21 protein-coding genes and 1 riboswitch are annotated in these 22795 nt (G+C 39.9%); of the genes, 13 read left to right on the top strand and 8 right to left on the bottom strand.

All coding sequences use genetic code 11. The annotated features are described in order from the left end of the window. Window positions 1–7: 7 nt before the first annotated feature. Both ACFQIC_RS09665 and ACFQIC_RS09660 read left to right on the top strand, forming a co-directional pair. The gene (locus ACFQIC_RS09665; protein WP_204708053.1) at window positions 8–733 is read left to right on the top strand and encodes a GntR family transcriptional regulator; all 726 of its coding nucleotides are present in this window, start codon (window positions 8–10) and stop codon (window positions 731–733) included. A 10-nt stretch (window positions 734–743) separates the two neighbouring features. Continuing rightward, complete coding sequence (locus ACFQIC_RS09660) at window positions 744–1469, top strand: sugar isomerase domain-containing protein (protein WP_204708052.1); 726 nt, start codon at window positions 744–746, stop codon at window positions 1467–1469. Window positions 1470–2076: 607 nt separating this feature from the next. On the opposite strand, the gene ACFQIC_RS09655 is transcribed toward ACFQIC_RS09660, so the two are convergent. Next, window positions 2077–2346, bottom strand: coding sequence for a hypothetical protein (locus tag ACFQIC_RS09655; protein ID WP_390217065.1), 270 nt, complete (start codon window positions 2344–2346; stop codon window positions 2077–2079). 268 nt (window positions 2347–2614) lie between these two features. Between ACFQIC_RS09655 and ACFQIC_RS09650 the strand changes: the two genes are divergently transcribed. The 5 genes from ACFQIC_RS09650 to ACFQIC_RS09630 all read left to right on the top strand — a co-directional run bounded on the left by ACFQIC_RS09650 (window position 2615) and on the right by ACFQIC_RS09630 (window position 8069). Further along, window positions 2615–3274, top strand: coding sequence for a carboxymuconolactone decarboxylase family protein (locus ACFQIC_RS09650; protein WP_390217064.1), 660 nt, complete (start codon window positions 2615–2617; stop codon window positions 3272–3274). A 481-nt stretch (window positions 3275–3755) separates the two neighbouring features. Continuing rightward, a complete protein-coding gene (locus ACFQIC_RS09645; protein ID WP_204708050.1) occupies window positions 3756–5075 on the top strand; it encodes a D-serine ammonia-lyase in 1320 nt (439 codons plus the stop codon). Window positions 5076–5211: 136 nt separating this feature from the next. Beyond that, the gene (locus ACFQIC_RS09640) at window positions 5212–5853 is read left to right on the top strand and encodes a YczE/YyaS/YitT family protein (protein ID WP_204708049.1); all 642 of its coding nucleotides are present in this window, start codon (window positions 5212–5214) and stop codon (window positions 5851–5853) included. A 152-nt stretch (window positions 5854–6005) separates the two neighbouring features. Continuing rightward, complete coding sequence (locus ACFQIC_RS09635) at window positions 6006–6242, top strand: hypothetical protein (RefSeq protein ID WP_204708048.1); 237 nt, start codon at window positions 6006–6008, stop codon at window positions 6240–6242. A 1197-nt stretch (window positions 6243–7439) separates the two neighbouring features. Further along, window positions 7440–8069, top strand: a complete 630-nt coding sequence (locus ACFQIC_RS09630) for a LysE family transporter (RefSeq protein ID WP_204708047.1) — start codon at window positions 7440–7442, stop codon at window positions 8067–8069. 11 nt (window positions 8070–8080) lie between these two features. Here the strand turns inward: ACFQIC_RS09630 and ACFQIC_RS09625 are convergent, their stop codons facing one another. Both ACFQIC_RS09625 and ACFQIC_RS09620 read right to left on the bottom strand, forming a co-directional pair. After that, window positions 8081–9403 (bottom strand): amino acid permease, encoded by a 1323-nt coding sequence (locus tag ACFQIC_RS09625; RefSeq protein WP_204708046.1) that lies wholly within the window; start codon window positions 9401–9403, stop codon window positions 8081–8083. 226 nt (window positions 9404–9629) lie between these two features. Continuing rightward, window positions 9630–10766, bottom strand: a complete 1137-nt coding sequence (locus tag ACFQIC_RS09620) for an IscS subfamily cysteine desulfurase (protein WP_204708045.1) — start codon at window positions 10764–10766, stop codon at window positions 9630–9632. 94 nt (window positions 10767–10860) lie between these two features. Between ACFQIC_RS09620 and nadB the strand changes: the two genes are divergently transcribed. Genes nadB through nadA form a run of 3 tightly spaced genes read left to right on the top strand, consistent with a single transcriptional unit; the run spans window position 10861 to window position 14349 of the window. Next, window positions 10861–12411 (top strand): L-aspartate oxidase, encoded by a 1551-nt coding sequence (gene nadB / locus ACFQIC_RS09615; RefSeq protein ID WP_204708044.1) that lies wholly within the window; start codon window positions 10861–10863, stop codon window positions 12409–12411. Next, a complete protein-coding gene (gene nadC / locus ACFQIC_RS09610; protein ID WP_204708245.1) occupies window positions 12392–13240 on the top strand; it encodes a carboxylating nicotinate-nucleotide diphosphorylase in 849 nt (282 codons plus the stop codon). The genes nadB and nadC overlap by 20 nt, the downstream gene beginning before the upstream one ends. Before the next feature lie 2 nt (window positions 13241–13242). Next, on the top strand, window positions 13243–14349 hold the full coding sequence (gene nadA / locus ACFQIC_RS09605; RefSeq protein ID WP_204708043.1) for a quinolinate synthase NadA: 1107 nt from the start codon (window positions 13243–13245) through the stop codon (window positions 14347–14349). A 57-nt stretch (window positions 14350–14406) separates the two neighbouring features. On the opposite strand, the gene ACFQIC_RS09600 is transcribed toward nadA, so the two are convergent. From ACFQIC_RS09600 to ACFQIC_RS09580, 5 genes are read right to left on the bottom strand one after another with little or no spacing between them, the layout of a single operon-like run. Then, window positions 14407–15423, bottom strand: coding sequence for a ThiF family adenylyltransferase (locus ACFQIC_RS09600; RefSeq protein WP_204708042.1), 1017 nt, complete (start codon window positions 15421–15423; stop codon window positions 14407–14409). Then, on the bottom strand, window positions 15423–16193 hold the full coding sequence (locus ACFQIC_RS09595) for a thiazole synthase (RefSeq protein ID WP_204708041.1): 771 nt from the start codon (window positions 16191–16193) through the stop codon (window positions 15423–15425). The genes ACFQIC_RS09600 and ACFQIC_RS09595 overlap by 1 nt, the downstream gene beginning before the upstream one ends. Next, window positions 16190–16393 (bottom strand): sulfur carrier protein ThiS, encoded by a 204-nt coding sequence (thiS, locus tag ACFQIC_RS09590; RefSeq protein ID WP_204708040.1) that lies wholly within the window; start codon window positions 16391–16393, stop codon window positions 16190–16192. Before thiS ends, ACFQIC_RS09595 begins: the two co-directional genes overlap by 4 nt. Continuing rightward, complete coding sequence (gene thiO / locus ACFQIC_RS09585; RefSeq protein WP_204708039.1) at window positions 16377–17516, bottom strand: glycine oxidase ThiO; 1140 nt, start codon at window positions 17514–17516, stop codon at window positions 16377–16379. Before thiO ends, thiS begins: the two co-directional genes overlap by 17 nt. Beyond that, window positions 17500–18120 carry a thiamine phosphate synthase gene (locus ACFQIC_RS09580; RefSeq protein ID WP_204708038.1) on the bottom strand — a complete coding sequence of 207 codons (621 nt, stop codon included), beginning with the start codon at window positions 18118–18120 and terminating at the stop codon, window positions 17500–17502. Before ACFQIC_RS09580 ends, thiO begins: the two co-directional genes overlap by 17 nt. Before the next feature lie 98 nt (window positions 18121–18218). Beyond that, window positions 18219–18330, bottom strand: a riboswitch (TPP riboswitch). 156 nt (window positions 18331–18486) lie between these two features. Here ACFQIC_RS09580 and ACFQIC_RS09575 point away from each other — a divergent pair. From ACFQIC_RS09575 to ACFQIC_RS09565, 3 genes are all read left to right on the top strand, one after another. Next, complete coding sequence (locus ACFQIC_RS09575) at window positions 18487–20178, top strand: catalase (protein WP_204708037.1); 1692 nt, start codon at window positions 18487–18489, stop codon at window positions 20176–20178. Between the two features lie 785 nt (window positions 20179–20963). Then, complete coding sequence (locus ACFQIC_RS09570) at window positions 20964–21503, top strand: TetR/AcrR family transcriptional regulator (RefSeq protein ID WP_204708036.1); 540 nt, start codon at window positions 20964–20966, stop codon at window positions 21501–21503. 1024 nt (window positions 21504–22527) lie between these two features. Beyond that, a partial coding sequence (locus tag ACFQIC_RS09565; RefSeq protein WP_390217063.1) for a transposase occupies window positions 22528–22795 on the top strand: 268 nt, incomplete at its 3' end.

The following is a 22795-nucleotide window of genomic DNA, read 5'->3' as shown; positions in this document are numbered from 1 at the left end:
ATAGTATATGATTGATAAAAAGTCACCACTCCCTATGTATTATCAGATTGAAGAAGATATTAAACAACGAATATCAAATAATGAATTCCGCCCTTCCGATATGATCCCTTCCGAGCGTGAGCTATCGGAAAGTTATGAGGTAAGTCGGATGACGGTCAGACAGGCCATGACTAATATGGTGAACGAGGGAGTCTTATTTCGTGAAAAAGGAAAAGGCACATTTGTTGCAGATGAAAAAATCGAACAGCCCCTACAAGGATTAACTAGTTTCACTGAAGATATGAAGAAGAGGGGCATGGAGGCGAGTAGTAAATTAATTTCATTTGAAAAGGTAGCTGCACCTCTGGATATCTCGCGAAAATTAGCGATCGAGGAAGAAGCGGATGTTTACCAAATTCAAAGAATTCGTTATGCAGATCAAAAACCAATGGCAATTGAAAAGAACTTTCTTCCCGTAGCTATGTTTCCCGGGCTAAGTGAAGCGATCGTCCTTGGTTCACTTTACCATTATATAGAACAAACAAAAAAGCAGCCAATTGGAAAGGCTAATCAAATGATCGAAGCAACAACTGCTGATGAAAATCAAGCCTCATTATTGGATATACCCACGGACTCCGCCGTTTTGTATATTGAGCGGAACAGTTTCTTAACCGATGGAACCCCGTTTGAAGTCGTTAAATCGTCCTACCGTGCTGATCGTTATAAATTTATTAGTGATATTTATCGTGCATAAGGAGAGGAATATGTTGTCCTATTTATCGAAAGTCTCAGATCAGCTTATGAACTTAGAAAAATCGACAAGCACACATTTAACCTCTGTAAGTCGGATGATAACCGAGCAGCTTAATAAAGATGGAATTATCCATTTGTTTGGCTGCGGTCATTCAAGTTTGCTCGCTCAAGAACCCTATTATAGAGCGGGAGGGCTGGTTCCGATTCGTCCGATGATCATTGAACCACTCACCCTTAGTCAGGGAGCTGTGCAATCAAGTGAATACGAAAAAACGCCCAATTTCGCAGAGGGTTACCTAGCAGCAGAAGATGTACGAGCAGAAGATGTAGTAATCGTAATTTCTACTTCTGGCCGTAATCCAGCTCCGATTGATGTAGCAAACTATAGTCGTGGGAAAGGAGCTTATGTTATCGGTTTAATGTCGATGGAATACTCCTTTACACAGCCTTCACGGCATCCTTCAGGAAAAAGATTAGAAGAAGTCGTCGACATTGTGATCGACACCCAAGTTCCTATAGGTGATGCAGCTTTAGAAGTAGAAGGAATTGCTCAAGCGTTCGCTCCGGTTTCATCTGTGATTGGAGCGGCTCTTATCCAAGACTTATTGGCGAAAACTATCGTAAGTCTTCAAGAAAGTGGAGAGGAACCGCCGATCTTTTTAAGTGGTAACTTGGATGGTGTAGAGGAACATAATCGTAAGTTAATCGAAAAATATCAGGACCGCATAAAGTTTTAAAGTCTGTTTGTTAAATTAAGTAGTTCCGTATCGGTGGAGAAACATACGAAATAGCATTGTAATTAGCAGACCAAATCGCATATGATTTGGTCTCTTATTTTCCTCTTATATATCAATGGTTATGGGATAATAACACGTGAATTATCATACAAAATCACAACCCCAAATAACATAATGACAATAGATGCTGTCAACGTGCTAATTACTATGTTAATCGGTATGCCTATTTGCTATGTTGATTTTTATAGACCAAGTAGGAAATTGTGGAGTCTGTGAAGGATTATTGAAGATTCGATTCTGAGATGATGGTGTGGAGAAAGGGGCGGTGGGGAAGGAGTCGCTTTCCGTGGGCGTGCGCTGAGCCTCCTCAGGCTGGCGCCTTCCGGGGTCTCATCTAACCCGCGTATCCCACAGGAGTCTCCCCCTTCCCCACCGCCCCTTGCCGTATGTTTTTATCGAAATCATGCTGTTTTACCGTTACTGTTAAAGTACGATGTATCTGCCTTTACTCCAAAACCATGAATTTCCGGATAGCCGGCATAATCATTCGGGAGACGAAAGGATCGAATCCATAAATCCTAATGAGTGAAAATAATGGATTTCGTTCTCAAAAAGATGAAATTCCTGCCTGTCTACTAGCTAATTGACCATACCCTTGTTTTAAAAAGGAAACAGCGTTGACATTGAAACATTCATGCAGAGCTTGTTTGAAGATCGAGGTCTTGAATTGAAAGAATATAGCGTTCCATAAATGATGTAAGCTGTTTCTTTTAACTGTGTACAGAGACTCAAGAATTTCAGGCTTGAATGTACTGGAACGATTCAAAAAGTCGGTTTCTTTAACTGTTTGTCTTTCAGAATCCCGGCCAAACTCCATACGGCAAACGGATCTTTTTGTTATGAAACAAACTGGGGCTTTAGTTTAACAAGAAAATATACTGTTCTTTATGGTGCTAAACATTGTGTGTTTAAGTATGTTATTTCACCTGTTATTTTAGATTTTCTCCACGGTATCGGAACTACTTACTATTAAATGGCAGACTTTATTTTTTGAGCGAATGAACATAATATTTGATTAGTCATTTACGAGAATTTTCTGTAAAATGAATCATGATTACATACTAAACGAAAAGGTGGAATTTACTTTGAGTAACGAAATTTTGTACAAAAAATCATACTTTTCTAGATTGCCAGAAATGGAACCGTTAGCCCCTGAAGCTTTTCGTGCTTTTGTTGAATTTGATAAACAAGCATTAGCTCCAGGGAAGCTGTCCGCTAAATTTAAAGAAATTATTGCAATTGCCGTAGCACATACGACGGGGTGCCCTTACTGTATTGAACTTCATGTGAAAAACGCAAAAACAAATGAAGTATCAAAAGAGGAACTTAGTGAGAGTATTTTTGTGGCAACAGCACTAAAAGCAGGATCTGCAATGGCTCATGGCGGGAATGCACTTCAAGCTTATGATGAGAGTTCAGATCCAGAGTTGTACAAAAAGCAATATTTTAGTCGTATTAAAGAATTTGCTGAGTTATCCGGAGAGGCTTTTCAAGGATTTGTTGATTTTGATAAACAAGCAATGAAATCAGGAGCTTTGTCAGCCAAAGAGAAAGAACTAATTGCCATCGCCGTGGCTCATACTACCGGCTGTCCATATTGCATTGATATTCATACAAAAGGGGCAAAGCAAGAAGGTGCATCTAAAGAAGAAGTTGCTGAAAGTATTTTTGTGGCAACGGCTCTGAAAGCTGGTTCAGCTATCGCTCATTCTGTTAATGCTCTGAATTCTTATGACTCTAAATAGTCTCTCTATCAAAAAATCTCTCTATCAAAAGTAAGTAGTTTCGTTTTTTTGTGGGAGAAACATACGAAGGAAGGCTCCTACGGAAATGGGCTAGCGAGACCCTTGATAAGGAGACTTGAATACGTCCGCTGAAAGTGAGGCAAATACCCCCATCCAATCAATCATTCCATGTCGGTACAGTTTGCCGATTTTTAGTTTCATATTCATAAAGGATTTTACCACTCACAAAATCGTGAAAAATATAAGGATAAACACCCGTAAAAATGCTTGGATTAGATCTAATCCAAGCATTTTTGTAGGCGAATTATACTGTTGTTTAATTTACTTTTTGCAATGTTTGAATCTGTATACTTGTTTTCTTTACAGTATCGGAAATATATTAAAAGTCTGCTTGTGTTTTGGGTTATCCTGGAATTCAGGTGATAAATGTTAAAATTAACAAGAAAAGGTAAGAATATTAAATAATGTTAGGAGGGTTTCAATGGAACAATCTAAAGTATTAGGGAAATCAATAAAGGAGTGGCATACGTTATTTCCTCTATTAAATAAAATAACTAAACTTGAACCCGTAGTTTGGACTAATACGAACTGTAAAAAGATGCGCCAGGTACCATCTCTTCCTATTAGCAAGCAAGATATTTTTGAGGCTGAGCGCCTTTGGAAACGATTCGCGCCCTTTTTAGCAAAAGCTTTTCCTGAAACGAGTGACGGTATTGTTGAATCACCTTTAATAGAAATTCGAAAAATGAAAGAAAGAATGCAAGAGTATTATCAGCAAACGTTCGAAGGCAGTTTATACTTAAAATGCGATAATCAATTACCGATTGCCGGGTCAATTAAAGCTCGTGGAGGAGTCTATGAGGTTTTAAGATATGCAGAGAAGCTTGCGTTAGAAAATGATTTAGTTTCTAAAGACGATAACTACGAAGTATTCTCTACTCCTAAGTTCAAAGATTTTTTCAATAACTATACGATAGGTGTGGGCTCAACAGGGAACTTAGCTTTAAGTATAGGAACAATTAGTACGAAGCTAGGCTTTAATGTTGATGTTCACATGTCTGCAGATGCAAAGTCATGGAAAAAGAAGCTTTTGCGAAATAGAGGCGCAAAGGTATATGAATACACAGGGGATTTCAGTGAAGCTATTGCGAAGGGAAGAGCCCTAACAATACAAGATCCTAAAGGATATTTCGTTGATGATGAAGATTCAAAGCATTTATTTTTAGGTTATAGTGTAGCTGCATTAAGGCTAAAGAAGCAAATCGAATATAGTAATATAATAGTTGATCAGGATCACCCATTAATTGTTTACATGCCATGCGGGGTTGGCGGAGCTCCTGGTGGTATCACATTTGGTCTAAAACAAACCTTCGGAGATAATGTCCATTGTGTATTTGTTGAACCGACCCATTCTCCGTCTGTTTTAATAGGGATGATGACCGGTGAAAATGAGAAGGTTAGTGTGCAGGGTTTTGATATAGATAATCTTACCGAAGCGGATGGATTAGCAGTTGGCCGCCCATCACGCTTTGCGAGTGAAATTAGTAAGCATCTAGTTAGCACGATTTATACAATAGAGGATGATGAATTTCATAAATTATTAGCTTTATTGGCCGATAGTGAAAAAATTTATATTGAACCATCTGCTACAGCAGGACTACTAGGACCTATGAAAATTAAAAATCTTCTATCTAAAAAGGCTGACGCTACACATGTTATTTGGGCAACAGGCGGTGCACTAGTACCTAAGGATGAAATGGATGAATTTTATCTAAAGGGAAAAGCGTTGCTGGATAAGTAATGGAAAATAACTCCAACCTTTTTTTACCGTGATTAAATGTATTGACGTGTAAGAAAATCGCTATTAAAATGTGGAGACGAATTTTAAGAGAAACCTCTTTAGTTCACACATTTTATTAGAGGGGAGGAAAACCGTCATGTTATATCGTTCTTCGGTTTACCTTCTTGGTATGGTTATCAATTTCTTGGGAGTTACACTCATTATAAACGCAACACTCGGTGCGGGTTTCTGGACAGCTTTTTTTATCGGGGTTTCTGATATTCTTGGTTTAACCGTGGGAATCTGGTACGGAGTATTTCAATTTATTATTATTTTTATAAACGCAAAGTTAATGAAGCAACGACCAGAGATTCGAGCAATTATTCCATTAGTATTAGAAAGTATTATTTTGGACTTTTGGCTTGAGGTTGTTTTTGCAAATATAGATTTATCTACAATTCCATTTGTCTTTCAAGTAACCACCTTACTGGCTGGTGTTGCTATTGTGGGGCTAGGTGTTGCGATTTATATACTTCCGCAATTCCCGCGTGCTCCCGTTGATCAATTATTCTTAGCAATCAGTCACCGTTTTAATTTAAGCTTGCAGCTAGGTCAAACGCTAGTTGCTGTAATGATGACAAGCCTTGCCTTTGTTATTGGCGGCCCAGTGGGTCTTGGGACATTAGCACCGATGCTATTTCTTGGTCCTATGATTCAACTTTGGTATACGCGAGCTTATCCGTTGTATTACAAATTTTACAACCAACGAGAGCAAGTACTGCAAGAAAAAACTATGTAAAATTTTCAATCTGCAAAGCCACCTGCAATTTCGGGTGGTTTTAGTTATTTATAAAAGGATAAAGCACGCATGATAGAACTCCTTTATTTTAATGAAGATGAATAAAATGCTGTAAAAAAAACAAAAGTAATGAAAAGACAGGAGGTAGAGAAATGGATTTCGAACACGTCATGAATCAATTGAATAATGCAAAACTAGCAGTGGAGAGGGCACAGGAAGACCAAACTGGTTTTGTTGAAGCTCAATCACAAGTGAAAATAGCGGAAGAAGAACTATCCAAAGCGAAGCACGACCCATCGGTGAATACGGAAGCAAATGCCCAACAAATCCAACGGGCTACGGACTTATTAAGATTGATTGAAGAAACTCATCATGCGAACAACCAGTAAAGGTAAAAACACATTGTAGATCAAGCAATGTGTTTTTTTGTCCTCTAAATGAAGGCCCCTTGTAGTCATACAAGAGGCCACTGAAAAAGTCCGGTAAATTTTAAGAAAAGCAAAACCCTGAAAATTCTATCCCCATTTTCAGTTTATAAATTAGGGCAAATTGGACTTAATCCTCCGCTTTGACAGAAAAAAACAATGTGATTTTGGGGAAATAGTTCGGTTTTGGAGTACAAAAACATACTTAGAGGGAAAAATAGCAACAAAATTATCGAACCAATTAACATACTAAATACCATTACAATTGGTAAAGAAAACGCTTGGACATTTTAATATCCAAGCGTTTTTCTTTATATTTTCTTCTTCAACTAAAGATCCTTGCCATTGTGAGGCAAACGGAAACCTCAGTAACTGATTCTTCAAATTGTAGGCTATTCATAGAAGAGAGTTTGCAACTGCACACTGATTACATATGGTGTAGCGAACACAGAAGACGACTCATGGCAGTAGGGCCGTTCATTAAAGGCAAAGGATGGGTGGCGAGGAAACGGGGAGATTCCCAAGCCCCTCATTCGATGTGTGAGAAACGAATCCCTTTCCCAGAAGGACTATCTTCCACTATCCGTGTTCTATTGCAATGAACCTCTCTATATCAAGGATTTTAATAAGACCGCCTTCTATCAAGATTTGCATGCAAACTTAGGAATGGCTGCCTTGAAGTGGTATCGAGACACTTATATGGTAAAGGGGCGGAGGGAAACGGTGAGACTCCTATGGGATGTGCGGGACAGCTGAGACCCCACAGGACGAAGTCCGAGGAGGCTCAGCGCTCGCCCCATGGAAAGCGAGCCGTTTCCCGTAGCCCCAAAATTCACACAAACATCTCGAATTCAAGTCTTCAACAATACGGTTTCGTTAGTTTAATTATAATCGTCCACAATCTCTATAAATATTTTAAATACCGATCATCGTTGATATAACAAGGAATAATAAGAGACCAAATCATATGCAATTTGGTCTCTTCATTCGTATGTTATTTCATGTTTTGTACTCGAAAACTGAACCCGTTAGATTTTGGGATAGTGTTTTTCGAAAAGTTCATTATTAATAGAAAAGGACTTTTTCAGTGGCCTCGTCATACAATTCTGTAGTGAAGAATAAAATGAGTACAAGCTAGCCACATTTGGAGGTGTGAATAATTTGGCTGTATTTTTAAGTTATGTTTTTCTGGGGTTATCGCTCGCAGCTCCCATCGGACCGATCAATGCGGCTCAAATTGATCAGGGGATTAAAAATGGTTTTTTTCATTCATGGCTTATTGGACTAGGTTCGGTAACTGGAGAAATCCTTTATATTTTAGCGGTTTTCTTTGGGGTTATACATTTCTTAGAAATTCCCTTTATGCAAACTTTCCTATGGTCATTCGGCGCTTTTGTATTGCTTTACACGGGTTTTGAAAGTATAACGAGTTCACAAAAGCTAGAAGTTAATCAAAGCAGGCAAAAGGATCCTCTAAAAAAAACTTTCGCAACAGGATTCTTAATTTCGGTCACGAATCCCTTGTCAATTTTATTTTGGTTAGGTATTTATGGCTCTGTGTTAGCCAATACAATTACTCGGTATGATCACTTCCATTTAGTGTTATATGGGGCAGCGATTATTTTGGGTTTAATGTTATGGGATGTTACGATGGCGTTGATTTCCAGTGGGTTCAGGAAATTTCTAACCACCCGAACGTTAAAGCGTATTTCAATCTTTTCGGGACTTTTCATGTTTGGTTTTGCCGCCTATTTTGGTTATAAAGCCGTTAAGTTATTGTTCCATTTTTAACTGGGACAAGCTTATTCTGGAGATTCCTGCCACTTTTTCCTCATTATAAGCGTAATGATACTTATGACGAGTAAAAATAATAAACTGATAAAAAAACCAATTCTGCTCGTGGAGTCGAACATTGTTCCACTAATAGCGGCTGCAATCAGGGTGAACCCAACTAACCTCTTTATTCGTTCGGCAGTAGTCAACTTCATTAATTTTTTATAAGATAACAGGATAAACAGCCAATTATACAAAAGCATTAACCCTGCAGCCGTTGTTAAATATTCGAAAATCTTCTCAGGCAATAATAGGGCTACGAAGATTGATAAGGCTAGCCCACCAATTGTAAGAATTAACGAATGTATAGGAACGCCTCGTTTTCCTGTTTTAGCAAAAAAAGCGGGGGCATCCCCGTCTTCTGCAAGAGTAGCTAAGATTGTTGTAATAGCATAAAGGGAGGCAACCATGGTGGAAAAACCCGCAATGATTAAAGCCCCATTAAATACATGCGGAACAAAGGACAAGTCATATTGATTTAAGGCTGTAATAAAAGGACTCTCATCTGCATTGAACTTTTTCCAAGAAACGAGAAATAAAGCTAGCCCTAACGAAACAACATAAACGAAGGCGAGAAGTATAAGCATGAATCTCCCAGATTTGGACGCATCTTTTGGATCCTTTAATTCATTTGCCATAATCCCCATAACTTCAATTCCACCAAATGCATAAAACGCGTAAAGTAACGCGGCCCAAATCCCTGTAATCCCCATAGGAAATAGTCCATCAAATCCCATACTCATTGTTGGATCGGGTCGGCCTCCGCTGAGTGTCCCTGTTAAGGCCAATACAGCGATAACGATAAACATGAAGATAGCAGCCGTTTTAATTACAGCAAATATATTTTCAACTCGTTCAAACCCAGCTACACCTGTGAAAATTACTCCGATCCCTAACACTCCAAAGACAGTGGACAACATCCATAAAGGAAGATTGGGAAACCAAAACTGAGAGAAAATGGCTAGTGCTGTTAATTGACTTCCCATAATTAATAATTCAGAAGACCAGTACACCCACCCATTACTAAAACCTGCCCATCTACCGTATGCTTTTTTTGCATAGGAACGAAATGATCCTTTTTCAGGGTGCTCAGCCGTCATCTTTGCTAACGCCTGAAAAACAATATATGTACCTATAGCAGCTAATAGAAAGACGAAGATGACGCCTGGTCCGCCTCTATTAATGGCAAGAGAAGATCCCAAGAAGAATCCTGTGCCAATTGTACATCCGACCCCGATGAGTGAAAGTTGCCACCATGAGAGTTTTTTATTTTTTTCCGATTTTTTTGTCATAATCTATAGGCCCACCTATCTTCTTAGTGACTGCCTATATTTTTAGCTTTAAGACATAATTTATTCTTATCATGGAAGTGAATTTTGAGTTAAGGAACAATAAAACATCGTTAGGGAACAATCGTATTGAGTTAAGGAACAATAAAACACCGTTAGGGAACAATCATACAGAGTTAAGGAACAATCACAAATACGCGAAATATTTCTCTACAATTTCCCTTCACCTTTACCCAATAAAATTACGCTCCTTCATCACTTTCTTCATAGAGGCCGCCAGTCCGCGAACATCTTCCAAATTTTGGTCAAATCCAAAAGAGATTCTTATAAAAGTTCTCGCTTCTTCTTCTGAAATTCCCATCGATAAAAGAGTTTTCGACAGGCCGCCGCCGCGAACCTTACACGCACTTCCTGTTGAAAATGAGTAACCCCTGCGATTTCCTTCAAGCATCATGTGTTGACCATCGATTTCTCTCATACAAAGGCCGAGAATAGGGATCGATGAATCTGCGCTAAAGCCAATTAAATTCACGAAATCAGTCACATCTTCCAAACTAGCCAAAAATTCTTTCTTTAATGTTTTAATATGCTGTTGGCGCACTTCTAGATTGGTCAAGTTATTTTCTGCAGCGGTAGTGAAAGCAGCAATTCCTGGTGTATTAAGAGTTCCCGGTCGAACGCCATTTTCGTGAGATACACCTTCAAAAAAGGGCACAAAGGATAGAGTAGGACGGATGTATAAAGCACCTACACCTTTAGGTCCGTAAATTTTATGGCTTGAAAGTGAGAAGCTATCTACCAGGGAAGTGACCTTAGACAGATCAATTTTCCCAAACGACTGGACACAATCACTGTGAAGCCAAATCCCATTCGCCTGGCAAAGCTCATGAATTTTTTCAATCGGCTGAACTGTTCCAATGTCGGAGTTTACGTGCTGTACGGAAACGAGAACTGTATCTTTGCGAATTACCCGTTTTAGTTCTTCAGTATTGACAACCCCCTCATTGGTTAATGACACTTCGCTTACCTCATATCCTTTTTCTTCGGAAAGCTTTGAAATAGTGTTATGCACCGATGAATGCTCCCCTGTTGAAATGATGATATGATTGCCATTTTTTGCACTTGCAAGGGCGTTTAATGCAAGCATATTACTTTCTGTCCCTCCACTGGTAAAAGTAATTCCCTCCCTCTCCACTTGTAGAAGGTTAGCTAAAGTTTGCCGGCAGTGCTCGACTAATAAATCTGCTTTTGAGCCAATGTCATGGACACTTTGAGTATTTCCAAAGTATTCACGTGATGCTTTTATATACGTTTCTAAAGCTGTTTCACTAATTGGACATGTGGCTGCATAGTCAAAATAGTTCATATTGCATTTTCTCCTCACAAAAAAAGACTTGAATTCAATTTTAATCTATGTAAATATATGTGTAAATACATATGTAAACATTGGAGGTGAAGTTTTGAACAAAGTAGATGTAATTATTGTAGGGAGTGGGATAGCCGCATTACAGCTTGCGGTACATCTTCCTAGGCATTTACATGTGATTATTATCACAAAGTCGCATAAAAGGAAGAGCAATTCTTCACTAGCTCAAGGAGGAGTTGCAGCAGCAGTGAGTGCTGATGATCATACTTTTTCACATTACTTAGATACGTTAGAAGCCGGCAGACATTTGAATAATCGGCAGGCAGTTTATGACTTAACACACGAGGCTCCAGCAATAATTCAGGAACTGATAGACGATCACTGTTTATTTGACCGGGATGAGGACGGCAACCTTCAGCTCGGGAAAGAAGGAGCGCATAGATTTTCACGAATTATTCATGGCGGTGGTGATCAAACAGGTCGTACAATCGTGCAGTATTTACTAAAAAAACTAGGACGTAATGTGCAAATGTTGGAGGATCAATCTGTTTATGAACTGCTTGTTAATGAAAACGGACACTGTTATGGGGTCAAAAGTAAAACGAAGAACGATCAGTCCCGAATAACTGTTGCTCCGCATGTCGTTTTGTCGACTGGAGGTTGTGGGCAGCTTTATTCGCTCACCTCAAATTCCGAAGCAGCGACAGGCGATGGAATATCACTCGCTTATTGGGCGGGAGCTAAAGTGGTTGATATGGAATTCGTACAATTTCACCCAACGTTGTTGTTTACTAATGGAGAAACGAAAGGACTCGTATCAGAAGCAGTTCGTGGGCAAGGAGCCCGGATCGTGGATGAGCAGGGAAATTACTTTATGGACGGGGTTCATCCCATGGGCGATTTAGGACCAAGGCACATAGTTGCACAAACTATTTTTGAAAGGTTAGAGAGTGGGAAATCTGTCTATTTAGATATTTCAACAATAAAAGATTTTGAAGGGGAATTTCCCACGGTTACAGCGTTATGTCATCGAAATGGAGTTTTTGGGAAAATCCCTGTAGCTCCCGGAAGTCATTTTCTCATGGGGGGTGTTAAGACAGATGATCTTGGAAGCACGAATGTTCCTGGTCTTTATGCGATCGGGGAAGTGGCTTGTACCGGAGTGCATGGTGCCAATCGATTGGCCAGTAACTCTCTCCTTGAAGGGTTAGTTTATGGAAAGCGGCTTGCAACGTTTATCGCTAAGGAGCCAGCTTCTATCCTTGATCATGCACATCGCAGTTCAGACTATGAAGCCCTGCCTAATATATCATTACCTACAAAAAAAGAAATTCAATCCCATATGATGAAGCGGGTAGGCATCGTTCGTGATGAAGAATCATTGCAAGTTCAACGAGAATGGATTGAATCGTTTGAACTTGACAAGTGGATCAGAGCGGACTTTAGTCAACTTACAAAACAGCAGTGGTCCATTGTCTCGATGTTACAAACGTGTTGGCTGATCACAAATGCCGCTCTTACACGTACGGAAAGCCGGGGTGGTCACTTCCGGAGTGATTTTCCATGTGAAAATGACACATGGCAAGTGAAACAAACAACACAGACTTTAGAAATGAGGAGATCCTATCAATCAATTAAAGCTTAAACAAGCAGTGGAGCATTTTTTTATAGAGGATATCGGGGATATCGATGTAACAAGTGATTACTTATTTGAAGATGATTATGAAGGAGAGATTGTGTTCCATGCGAAGCAGTCAGGTGTTTTCTGTGGAGGCAACGTGATCTTTACAGGTTTTCAAGTGCTTGATCCATCGGTTCACGTACAATTATTAAAAAGGGATGGCGAGAAAATTATACAAGGGGATACCATTGCGTTTGCTCGTGGAAGATGGAGCAGTCTGCTAAAAGGGGAACGGGTTATTTTAAATCTTGTGCAAAAAATGAGTGGGATTGCAACATTGACGCAAGATGCGGTTTTCCATTTACAGAGTGAGCATACGAGAATTAGTGATACTCGCAAAACCACGCCAGGTCTCAGGATGTTTGAAAAGTATGCAGTCAGAATGGGAGGGGGATTCAATCATCGAAATGGACTATCAGATGCTGCCATGATTAAGGATAATCATATTAGCTTTGCTGGTTCTATTACGAAAGCCGTACAAGAATTGCGCAAGAAGGTTGGCCATATGGTGAAAATCGAAGTCGAGACGGAAACGGAAGCACAGGTGCTGGAGGCTGTCAAAGCGGAAGTGGACTGTATTATGTTTGATAATTGCAGCGTGGAAGATATTCATAAGTTTTTACAACTTGTTCCATCGCATATCATAACCGAAGCCTCTGGTGGAATAACGATACAGGACCTGCCTTTATTTAGTGATTGCGCTGTCGATTACATTTCTTTAGGTTGTTTAACTCATTCGGCACCTTCGTTAGATATTAGTGTCAATGTGCAAAAGAATGGGAGGGGGATTTAGAAATGAATATTTTTGAAACGATGAAAAGTTCTTCACCAACGATACCGGAAAAATATATGCAAATGGAAAGCAATGAGTTAGCTTATCGTGTTCAACTAGTGAAGGAGCAGATGGGAACGCGTCTATTTCTACCTGGTCACCATTATCAAAAGGATGAAGTCATCGAGTTTGCTGATGCACGTGGTGATTCTTTGCAGCTTGCCCAAATTTCAGCTTCACAACATGAAGCTGAAGCAATCGTCTTTTGCGGTGTTCATTTTATGGCTGAAACAGCGGACATTTTGACAAGAGATAACCAAAAAGTCTACCTGCCGGATATGCGAGCGGGCTGTACGATGGCTGATATGGCGAATTTCAATCAGACAGAAAAAGCCTGGGAACGGTTAATGGCTGAATTTAGTGAAACGATCCTTCCGCTAACTTATGTTAATTCAACGGCTGATATTAAAGCATTTGTCGGCAAACATGGTGGGGCAACAGTCACTTCATCAAACGCTGAGAAGATGATTAAATGGGCTTTTACTCAAAAAGAACGAATTCTATTTTTGCCTGACCAACATTTAGGTCGAAACACCGCCTATGACCTTGGAATTTCTTTAGATAAGATGGCTGTATGGGATCCTATTAAAGAAGAACTTGTTTATGAAGGCGACTTTGATGATGTGAAAGTGATTTTGTGGAAGGGACATTGTTCAGTTCACGAGAATTTCACCATAGCAAATGTTCATCAAGTCCGGGAAGAGAACCCTGATATGAACATTATTGTTCATCCGGAATGTAGGAGAGAAGTGGTGGAACTTTCCGATAAATCAGGTTCAACCAACTATATCATCCAAATGATTGATCAAGCTCCGCCCGGAAGTTCATGGGCGATCGGTACTGAGATGAACCTCGTAAAACGAATCATCAATCAGCATCCTGATCAACATATCATATCACTGAATCCCAACATGTGTCCGTGTTTGACAATGAATCGAATTGATCTACCTCATTTAGCATGGTCCCTTGAGTCAATCGCTCAAGGGGAGCCTACAAATTTGATTGAAGTAGAAGAAGAAACGGCGGTCGATGCGAAAAAGGCATTGGATCGTATGTTGCTTAGAGCATGAAACCCATTGCTTTATAAGTGAAAACACCCTTCCATCATTCAAATGGAAGGGTGTTTTTTATGCTCCAATATACTGTTGATATAATTTTTTCGCTTCAGACACATCACTTGTTCCATGAACGAGGGTTCGTCCGTCTTTGAAAACGACTAATCTAAACTCTTCTACAGTAAATACAAGTAACTCTCTATTTTGGTGAAGTTTTTGCGAGATTGGCTTTAAACGTATTGACAAGTCTTCCAGCGTTAGCTTAATAGTTGCACTTGGTCTTACTTGGACTGTGTCACGTCCGCATAGGACAGCCGTACGAATCCCTTTTTCCTTTGTTAGGTAAGGATAAGTTGCATGGCTAGAGCATGAGGAGCAGGTTGGGTTTAACAGTTTTTTTACGTTGATAGAAGAATGCTGTCTTTCCCATATATCAAAGTAAACCATTTCAGTAGACATGGGATGATCAGTTAGAAATTTCAAGCATTCTGTAGTTTGATAGGCTGCTGTCATTTGCACAACTGGACTAATGATACCTACTGTGTCACACGTCATCCCTTCTTGAGGAATTTGATCGATTAAGCACTGCAAACAGGGAGTTTCACCAGGGAGAATAGGGAGCGATATTCCATGGCTTTTGACACAACCACCATAAATCCAAGGAACATTATGTTTTGCCGTGATGTCATTCATAATGAATCTTGTTTCAAAATTATCGGTCCCATCTATAACGATATCAACATTTTGAAGCAGTTCACCTGCAGTTTCTGCTGAAAATTCATCAGCAATTCCATTGACTTCAATTTCTGAGTTAATCGTTCGTAGTCTGTTTTCGGCAGCCTTCGCTTTAGGAATGTACTGGCGGGCGTCTTCCTCAGTATATAATTGCTGTCTGGTCAGGTTGCTCCAGTCAATATAGTCACGATCAATGATAGTTATTTTGCCCACCCCTGCCCTTGTAAGCATTTCGGCATTGGAACTTCCTAAAGCACCTGCACCTACAATGAATACGTGTTTTTCAGCTAAAAGAGCTTGTCCAGAGGAACCAATGGGAGTGAATAATTCCTGTCTTGAGTAACGCTCTGACATTACTTAATCATCCCACTTTCAGGACTGCTTTTTGTGGCATATGTTTTTTTAGGCATTCTACCAGCGTTATAACCTAATCTACCCGATTGAATAGCCAGTTTCATAGCCTCTGCCATTTTTACAGGGTCGTTGGCTGCAGAGACGGCCGTATTTAGTAAAATGCCATCGGCTCCAAGTTCCATGGCGAATGCGGCGTCCTTTGGAGAGCCTATTCCTGCATCTACAATAACTGGAATGTTCGCTTGATCAATTATGAATTGAAGGTTCATTGGGTTTGAGATCCCTTGCCCTGACCCAATAGGAGAGGCTCCAGGCATGATCGCGTGTATTCCTTCCTCTTCTAATCTCCTAGCTAAAACAACATCATCGGAAGTATAAGTAAGAACAGTAAATCCTTCCTCTAATAATTGAACAGAGGCTTTCATAGTTTCAAAAGGATCCGGTAGTAGGGTTTTGTCACAACCAATTACCTCAACCTTTATCATGTCACATAGCCCTGAGGCTTTAGCTAAACGAGCAATTCTAACGGCCTCTTCAGCTGTCTTAGCTCCTGCGGTGTTTGGTAATAAAGTGTATTTTTCCAAATCCAATTCCTCTAAGAGATTAGGTTCACTAGGGTCAAAAATATCCATTCTTCTAACAGCAAAGGTTAAAATCTCCGTTTCAGATACTTTTACAGCTTCTTTCTGCATCTCAAAGCTTGGATATTTTCCAGTTCCTAACATCAAACGAGATTGGAAAGATTCATTTCCGATAGTTAACATAATCATCCGCCTCCTACAAAATGAACAATTTCTAACGTATCACCGTCAGATAGCTTCGCTTGTTCATAATGACTTTTATTAATAATTTCTTTATTGTGTTCTACGACAGAAATCTTCTGCTGAATGTTATAACTTTGAAGCAAATCAGCGATAGTAACTACTGATTTTTCTAGCTCTAAGATTCTCCCATTAACTTGTATACTCATGTAAGCTTCCTCCTTGAGTTTGAAAGCGATTTGGTGAAAACGTTTCTTCTAAACCTTGAGCCACCGGACTTTTCACAATGAGATTTGTAATCATTTCACCCGTAGCAGGTGCTAGCAGTATACCGTTTCGATAGTGGCCTGTGGCAAAATATAATCCTTGAAGGGAGGGATGTTCACCAATGATAGGCATATGATCTAATGTTCCAGGTCTGATTCCAGACCAATAGTCTAGAAATGGTTCATCTCTTAACGAAGGTACAAGTGAAAATGCTTTGTTCATCAAATCTTCTAAGCCTCCTGCAGAAGTATGGGTGCTATGATCATATGGTAGTGAGGTGGCCCCAATAATATAACGACCGTCCGATTTAGGAACAATGTAACAGCTCTCATTGAAAATGGTTTCGGTTAGAGAAGTTATACGTGGACGAATGGAGAAGCATTCACCCTTAGTAGGAACAATTGGGTTAGTTAGTCCAGTATTCTCAAACCAAGATCCACTTTCAGCACCTGAAGCAAGAACAACTTTCTCAACTGGAATGGTTTCAGTTTCTAAATGGACTAAAAAATCTTGAGAAGACCTTTCTTTTTCAATTCCGATTACGTTTGTGTTTTCGGTAACTTTCCCTCCATGTAATAGTGCACCTCGCTTAAATGCTTCACATACATTTGCAGGTTCAACATGGCCGTCATCCTTCATGAGTAACGCACCTTTAATATGGTTAGATAGGTGCTCGTTTCTTGCCCTAAGTTGAGCTTGATTTATCCACTCTAAATTTGAAAAAGGCTCTCTTTTTGAAAGTAATGCATTTTTCTCTTGTTCTGTTTGAGCTACTTGCATCATTCCAAAGTTTGAAAGTCCTATATTAATGCCGGTTAAATCCCACAGTTCTTTAGATAATTCCTGATACTGGTTGCGGCTATCCGAGCAAAATTGGTAGTAAGAATTATTTGTTTTGTTTTCAGTATGCACACCCAACATTCCTGCTGCGGCTTTTGTTGCTCTATTGCCGCTTTCCTGTTTTTCTATGACGACTGAGTGAACCCCGGCTTTATTTAGATAATAGGAGATAGAGTGACCAATAATCCCGCCTCCAACAATGAGTACATCAAAGTTTTGTTTCATATAATTTAGCCTCCTTCCTGTATTGGCCTACTGCATAAAGTGGATTGTTATCGTCAAATATTCCTGACATGACAGCCAAACCATGAGCGCCTTTTACATATAAATCTTTAGCCTGAAGGGGTTTGATGCCTCCGATAGCTATAACAGGAATGTGAAGGGAAGAAGTGATGTCTACTAAATCTTTCAAACCTCTTGGTTGCTTTCCTTTTTTACTGTCTGTTTGATAAATATGACCGAACATTACATAATCAGCTCCTTGCTTTTCCGCGTAACGAGCGGACGCAAGCGAGTGAACGGACATACCAATTCTTAATGTAGGAAATGTGTGTTTTAAATCTTGTATAGGCAGTCCGTTTTCTGGGAGGTGGAGATTACGAATACCAGTCATATAGGCAATATCTGCCCGTCCATGAATATATAGCTTCTCTTTACTGACTCCAGTTTCTAATAATTTTTTTGTAAATGAGAGGTACTCAGATGGAGATTTTTGAGTCTCTCGTAAAATAATAAAATCCAATGATGAAGCAACCTTTCTAATAATTTCTATTAAAAGGCGCTCCTCCATCTTTCCATTTGTAACGGCGACAAGCTCCAAAGAACTCACCTCCCTTCTCCTCCCAAGGCAATAAAAAATGCCACTTCCCGAAAAAGGAAAGTGGCAGATTCATTCAATAATTATTATGAACCTCACATCAAGGAGATGTGGAATCTCGGTCACTTTCCTCCGCTGGTTTTTAAACCAGTTCAGGTTCAAAGAGTCCCCAAGTTATACTTGAATCTCAGCCCTTAAGTAAAGGCACCCCTAGTGAATTAGGTATGTAATTAAAGATTTATTTGGTTAGAACTATACACTACATACTGTAATCTGTCTATGTTTCATAGATAGTTTTTCTAAATTTTCTGGATTTTAAAAATGGGATAAAAACCCTACATTTGAGAAAAACTGTTAAATGAAGAATATCTAGGAGGGATGAATTTGGGTAAAAATAAAGAACAAGGTCCTGGTGGAGCAGAAGATGAGCGTTTTTCACAGGATGAGCATGAAGATACATTAACGACAAGACAAGGGCATCCCGTTAGAAATAATCAAAATATGAGAACAGTTGGGAATCGAGGCCCGGCTACGTTAGAGAATTATGATTTTATCGAAAAAATCTCTCACTTTGACCGTGAACGCGTCCCGGAACGTGTGGTTCACGCTCGTGGAACGGGGGCACATGGTTATTTTGAAACGTATGGAAAAGTCGGTGATGAACCAGTAGAAAAATATACGAGAGCCAAAGTATTTTCTGGGGAAGGAAAACAGACACCGTTACTTGTTCGATTTTCAACGGTGACTCACCCAGCAGGTTCACCCGAGACGCTGAGAGATCCGCGTGGGTTTGCTGTTAAATTTTATACTGAGGATGGAAACTGGGATTTGGTTGGAAATAATTTAAAGGTTTTCTTTATCCGGGATGCGATTAAATTCCCAGATCTGATTCACTCCTTTAAACCAGATCCTGTGACAAATATACAGGATACTGAACGTATTTTTGATTTTATAAGTCAAACCCCTGAGGCCATGCATATGATTACCTTTTTGTTTTCACCATGGGGAATTCCTGCAAACTATCGACATATGCAAGGGTCTGGTGTTAACACGTATCGTTGGGTGAATGAAAAAGGGGAAGCTCAATTAATTAAATACCACTGGGAGCCACTAAAACAAGGAATTAAAAATTTAACGCAAGAAGAAGCAAATGCCATTCAAGCTGAGAACTTCAACCATGCGACTCAAGATCTTTACGAAGCGATTGATAGAGGAGAATATCCGGAATGGGAGCTTTGTGTACAAATGATGGATGATCATGAGCATCCTGAACTCGATTTCGACCCATTGGATGATACAAAAATTTGGCCAGAGGATCAGTTTCCTTTTTTAAAAGTAGGAAAAATGGTATTAAATAAAAATCCAGATCACTATTATAATGAAATTGAGCAAGCTTCATTTGGTACAGGAGTTTTAGTTGATGGACTGGATTTTTCAGATGATAAGATGCTTCAAGGGCGTACCTTTTCTTATTCTGATACCCAACGCTATCGTGTCGGAGCAAACTATTTACAATTGCCCGTTAATGCACCGAGAAAACATGTGGCAACAAATCAAGAAGGTGGTCAAATGTCTCACTACGTGGATCGCCCAGAAGGATCGAATCCTCATGTCAATTACGAACCCTCTACTTTAAATGGGTTAGAGGAGTCAAACCATAAAGTCACTCCTCATCAGCCCTACGCTGAAGGGAAGCTTATAAAGGAAACCATTGATAGGGAAAATAACTTTAAGCAGGCGGGAGAAAGATACCGCTTATTGAAAGACTGGGAACGTGAAGACTTAATTAATAATCTAGTTAATTCTCTTAAACCTGCTCACTCCCATATTCAACATAAAATGATTCAAATGTTTTCGGAATGTGATGAAGACTATGGAAAACAAGTAGCCAATGGATTAGGGATAGATGTTGATCTTGCCAAGGCTAGCATGAACGAAGAGTTTGGAGAGGAAATCACTCCAACAAAAGGAAAGCTCCCTAAGAAAGGCGGCTCTCCCATGGGAAGTACGGGGGCGGCTGATGCGGTTGACGAAGCAGAAGAAAAAGGACATGAAGCGGATCCTTACTAATTTCCGTTACAAAGGATGGCGTATGAAGGTCCGGGAAATCACTCGCTTTCCGTGGGCATGTGGCGAGATTCCTCAGGCTACGCCTTGCGGGATCTCACCGATCATGTTCATCCCAACTCTTACGTTTTATAAGGACGCAGGCTACATCTAGTTCATCAATCACATCGGCGTTATCCAGCTCCAGCGCCTAGCGCCTAGCGGCTAGTGAGACTTCCCTCGCTTCTGTACGATAAGTCAACATCGAATCACGATGTTCTTCGTGTTTCCTTTATCTCCGACAGCTCAGTAGTCCATACGCCGCTGACCAAGGCGCCTCCGCTTTTAAAGGAGGAGTCTCGCAATTTCCCGGACCTTCTTGCTTTTGTGAGGAGAACGGAAACACGTGAGCAGAAGCTTCATATTCATACGTGAGAATCGTGTAGGGTGGTGATGCTCTATTCTATAGCATAGGTAAGACGCATTCTCTATGCCGGGAGGGGTATATGGATTGATAAAAGTCTCATCCTTAGAGATAAAATAAGGATGAGACTTTTTGCTATATGAACAGTAATCATGATATATATGGCATAGAAATTTCTGTTAATGTTGTTGATTTATTATAATAAGATTAGGAACTCTTGGTATTAATGAATGTTAATAGGGGTTTAATTCATTACAGTGCAGTCATTTGGATAAATGGTAGACATAGAATCATGTCTTTCTCGGGAAAAAAGTAATATAGTTGAAACTGTACCGTCCAGAATGTATAGTTAAGACAATAAAATAATTTATTAAGGGAGATTTGAATGGGTAGAAGTTCTAGGAAAATAGAGATTCTCCACGCTGCATCCAAAATTGTTAGTGATCAGGGGATTTTTAATTTAACGTTAGAAGCGGTAGCTAAGCAGGCAGGGATAAGTAAAGGCGGATTGCTCTATCACTTTCCATCAAAAGAAGCGTTAGTTCAGGGGATGGTAGAACATTTAGCTAGTAATTATCAAGAAAAAATCAGTAATAATGCTGAACTCGACCCAGTAGAGAAAGGAAGATGGACCCGTTCATTCCTGAATGTAACATTTAATCAAAGTTATGAGAATAAGGATATGAATGCCGGGTTACTCGCAGCTAAAGCTGTAAACTCAGATTTATTACACCCCATTCGAGAGGCTTATTCAAATTGGCAGGATAAGATTGAAAATGATGGTCTTGACCCTGTTAAGGCTACGATCATTCGTCTAGCTATTGATGGGATATGGCTTTCAGAACTATTTGATATTTATCAAATTGAGGAAGTTAAGAAAGATGAAGTATATAGGACATTGAAAAAATGGGCAGAAGAAGAATAGGAGATATCAACGAGTTCCATCCTTTAGGGTGGAGCTTTTTTTATATTGGGCTTATTTAACTAACGCTCCTGATTATGGAAGACTCAGCTTCGAGACATTTCGGTAGTTTCCGTTACCTAGGATGGCGTTAGAAGGTCCGGGAAATCACTCACTTTCCGTGGGCATGTGGTGAGCTTCCTCAGGCTACGCCTTGCGGGATCTCACCGATCATGTTCATCCCAGCTCTTACGTTTATAAGGACGAAGGCTAAATCTAGTTCATCAATCCTATCGGCGTTATCCAGCTCCAGCGCCTAGCGGCTAGTAAGACTTCCCTCGCTTCTGTACGATAAGTCAACATCGAATCACGATGTTCTTCGTGTTTCCTTTATCTCCGACAGCTCAGTCCAGTCCATACGCCGCTGACCAAGGCGCCTCCGCTTTTAAAGTGGAGTCTCGCAATTTCCCGGACCTTCTTGCTTTTGTGAGGAGAACGGAAACATCTTCACGTGAGCAGAACGCCTTATGCGTGAGAATCGTGGAGGAGGACACTGAAAAATTGATAATATAAGAGAATTAGAACTAAATCAATCAATATATAAGGCAAAGTCGATGGGATCACCGATATATATAGTAGGTGGTCTCATTGTATTTTGCCTTGTAAAGACTTTTTCAGTGGCCTCGCTTTGCTCCGTGGGTTTCGTCTAGTCCGCTTTTTCCAGCCCTCTCTGCTTAGCCTTATTTTCACGAACGGAACCGAATAGGAGGTCTTCTTCCATAATGAAAACAGAGGACAAACATGCTGTTATATCAATGGCTACGTGGCAACTTCTAAGATTGGTTGATGTTCCGTCCCTCTTCTTCATGGCAAGGTGGTCGGGGAAATGACACGACTCCTGTGGGATTAGAGGACATGGTGAGACCCCGTAGGACGAAGTCGATGACGTACAATAGTCTGTGTAAGTAAGTTTTAGGCTTAAAAAAACAAGGTGGGGTATCCTTAATGTTAATCACCACAAAAAACATTTAAAGGATGTGCCCCACCTATGTCTATAAGTATAAACTATGAAGAACTTATGAATCAATTAGAACCCATGTTAAAAAAGATAATTAAAGAACAAGCTGAAATGTTGATGAGGGAAGAGATGAAAAATTTCTTCGAAGTTGAACATCCAGAGCTTAAGAACAGTAAAAATGGCTCTTACGAACGTATATTAGATACAAGATATGGTCGAATTGAGGATCTCACCGTTCCTCGAGATCGGAATGGTGCGTTTAAAACCCAACTTTTCGATCCCTACCAAAGGCGAGAAA

The sequence above is a fragment of the Halobacillus seohaensis genome, from assembly GCF_042663045.1.
GTDB lineage: Bacteria > Bacillota > Bacilli > Bacillales > Halobacillaceae > Halobacillus_A > Halobacillus_A seohaensis.
This window is presented reverse-complemented; position numbering and strand designations above follow the sequence as displayed.

Bases quoted from the DNA above. Each gene is read 5' to 3' on its own strand.
- ACFQIC_RS09595 (WP_204708041.1), bottom strand. From the start codon at position 16,193: ATGATTATGTTAACTATCGGAAATGAATCTTTCCAATCTCGTTTGATG.
- ACFQIC_RS09625 (WP_204708046.1), bottom strand. From the start codon at position 9,403: ATGACAAAAAAATCGGAAAAAAATAAAAAACTCTCATGGTGGCAACTT.
- nadA (WP_204708043.1), top strand. From the start codon at position 13,243: ATGAATATTTTTGAAACGATGAAAAGTTCTTCACCAACGATACCGGAA.
- ACFQIC_RS09570 (WP_204708036.1), top strand. From the start codon at position 20,964: ATGGGTAGAAGTTCTAGGAAAATAGAGATTCTCCACGCTGCATCCAAA.
- ACFQIC_RS09640 (WP_204708049.1), top strand. From the start codon at position 5,212: ATGTTATATCGTTCTTCGGTTTACCTTCTTGGTATGGTTATCAATTTC.
- ACFQIC_RS09635 (WP_204708048.1), top strand. From the start codon at position 6,006: ATGGATTTCGAACACGTCATGAATCAATTGAATAATGCAAAACTAGCA.
- thiO (WP_204708039.1), bottom strand. From the start codon at position 17,516: ATGAAACAAAACTTTGATGTACTCATTGTTGGAGGCGGGATTATTGGT.
- ACFQIC_RS09655 (WP_390217065.1), bottom strand. From the start codon at position 2,346: ATGGAGTTTGGCCGGGATTCTGAAAGACAAACAGTTAAAGAAACCGAC.
- thiS (WP_204708040.1), bottom strand. From the start codon at position 16,393: ATGAGTATACAAGTTAATGGGAGAATCTTAGAGCTAGAAAAATCAGTA.
- ACFQIC_RS09620 (WP_204708045.1), bottom strand. From the start codon at position 10,766: ATGAACTATTTTGACTATGCAGCCACATGTCCAATTAGTGAAACAGCT.
- ACFQIC_RS09645 (WP_204708050.1), top strand. From the start codon at position 3,756: ATGGAACAATCTAAAGTATTAGGGAAATCAATAAAGGAGTGGCATACG.
- ACFQIC_RS09600 (WP_204708042.1), bottom strand. From the start codon at position 15,423: ATGTCAGAGCGTTACTCAAGACAGGAATTATTCACTCCCATTGGTTCC.
- ACFQIC_RS09665 (WP_204708053.1), top strand. From the start codon at position 8: ATGATTGATAAAAAGTCACCACTCCCTATGTATTATCAGATTGAAGAA.
- ACFQIC_RS09575 (WP_204708037.1), top strand. From the start codon at position 18,487: ATGAATTTGGGTAAAAATAAAGAACAAGGTCCTGGTGGAGCAGAAGAT.
- ACFQIC_RS09660 (WP_204708052.1), top strand. From the start codon at position 744: ATGTTGTCCTATTTATCGAAAGTCTCAGATCAGCTTATGAACTTAGAA.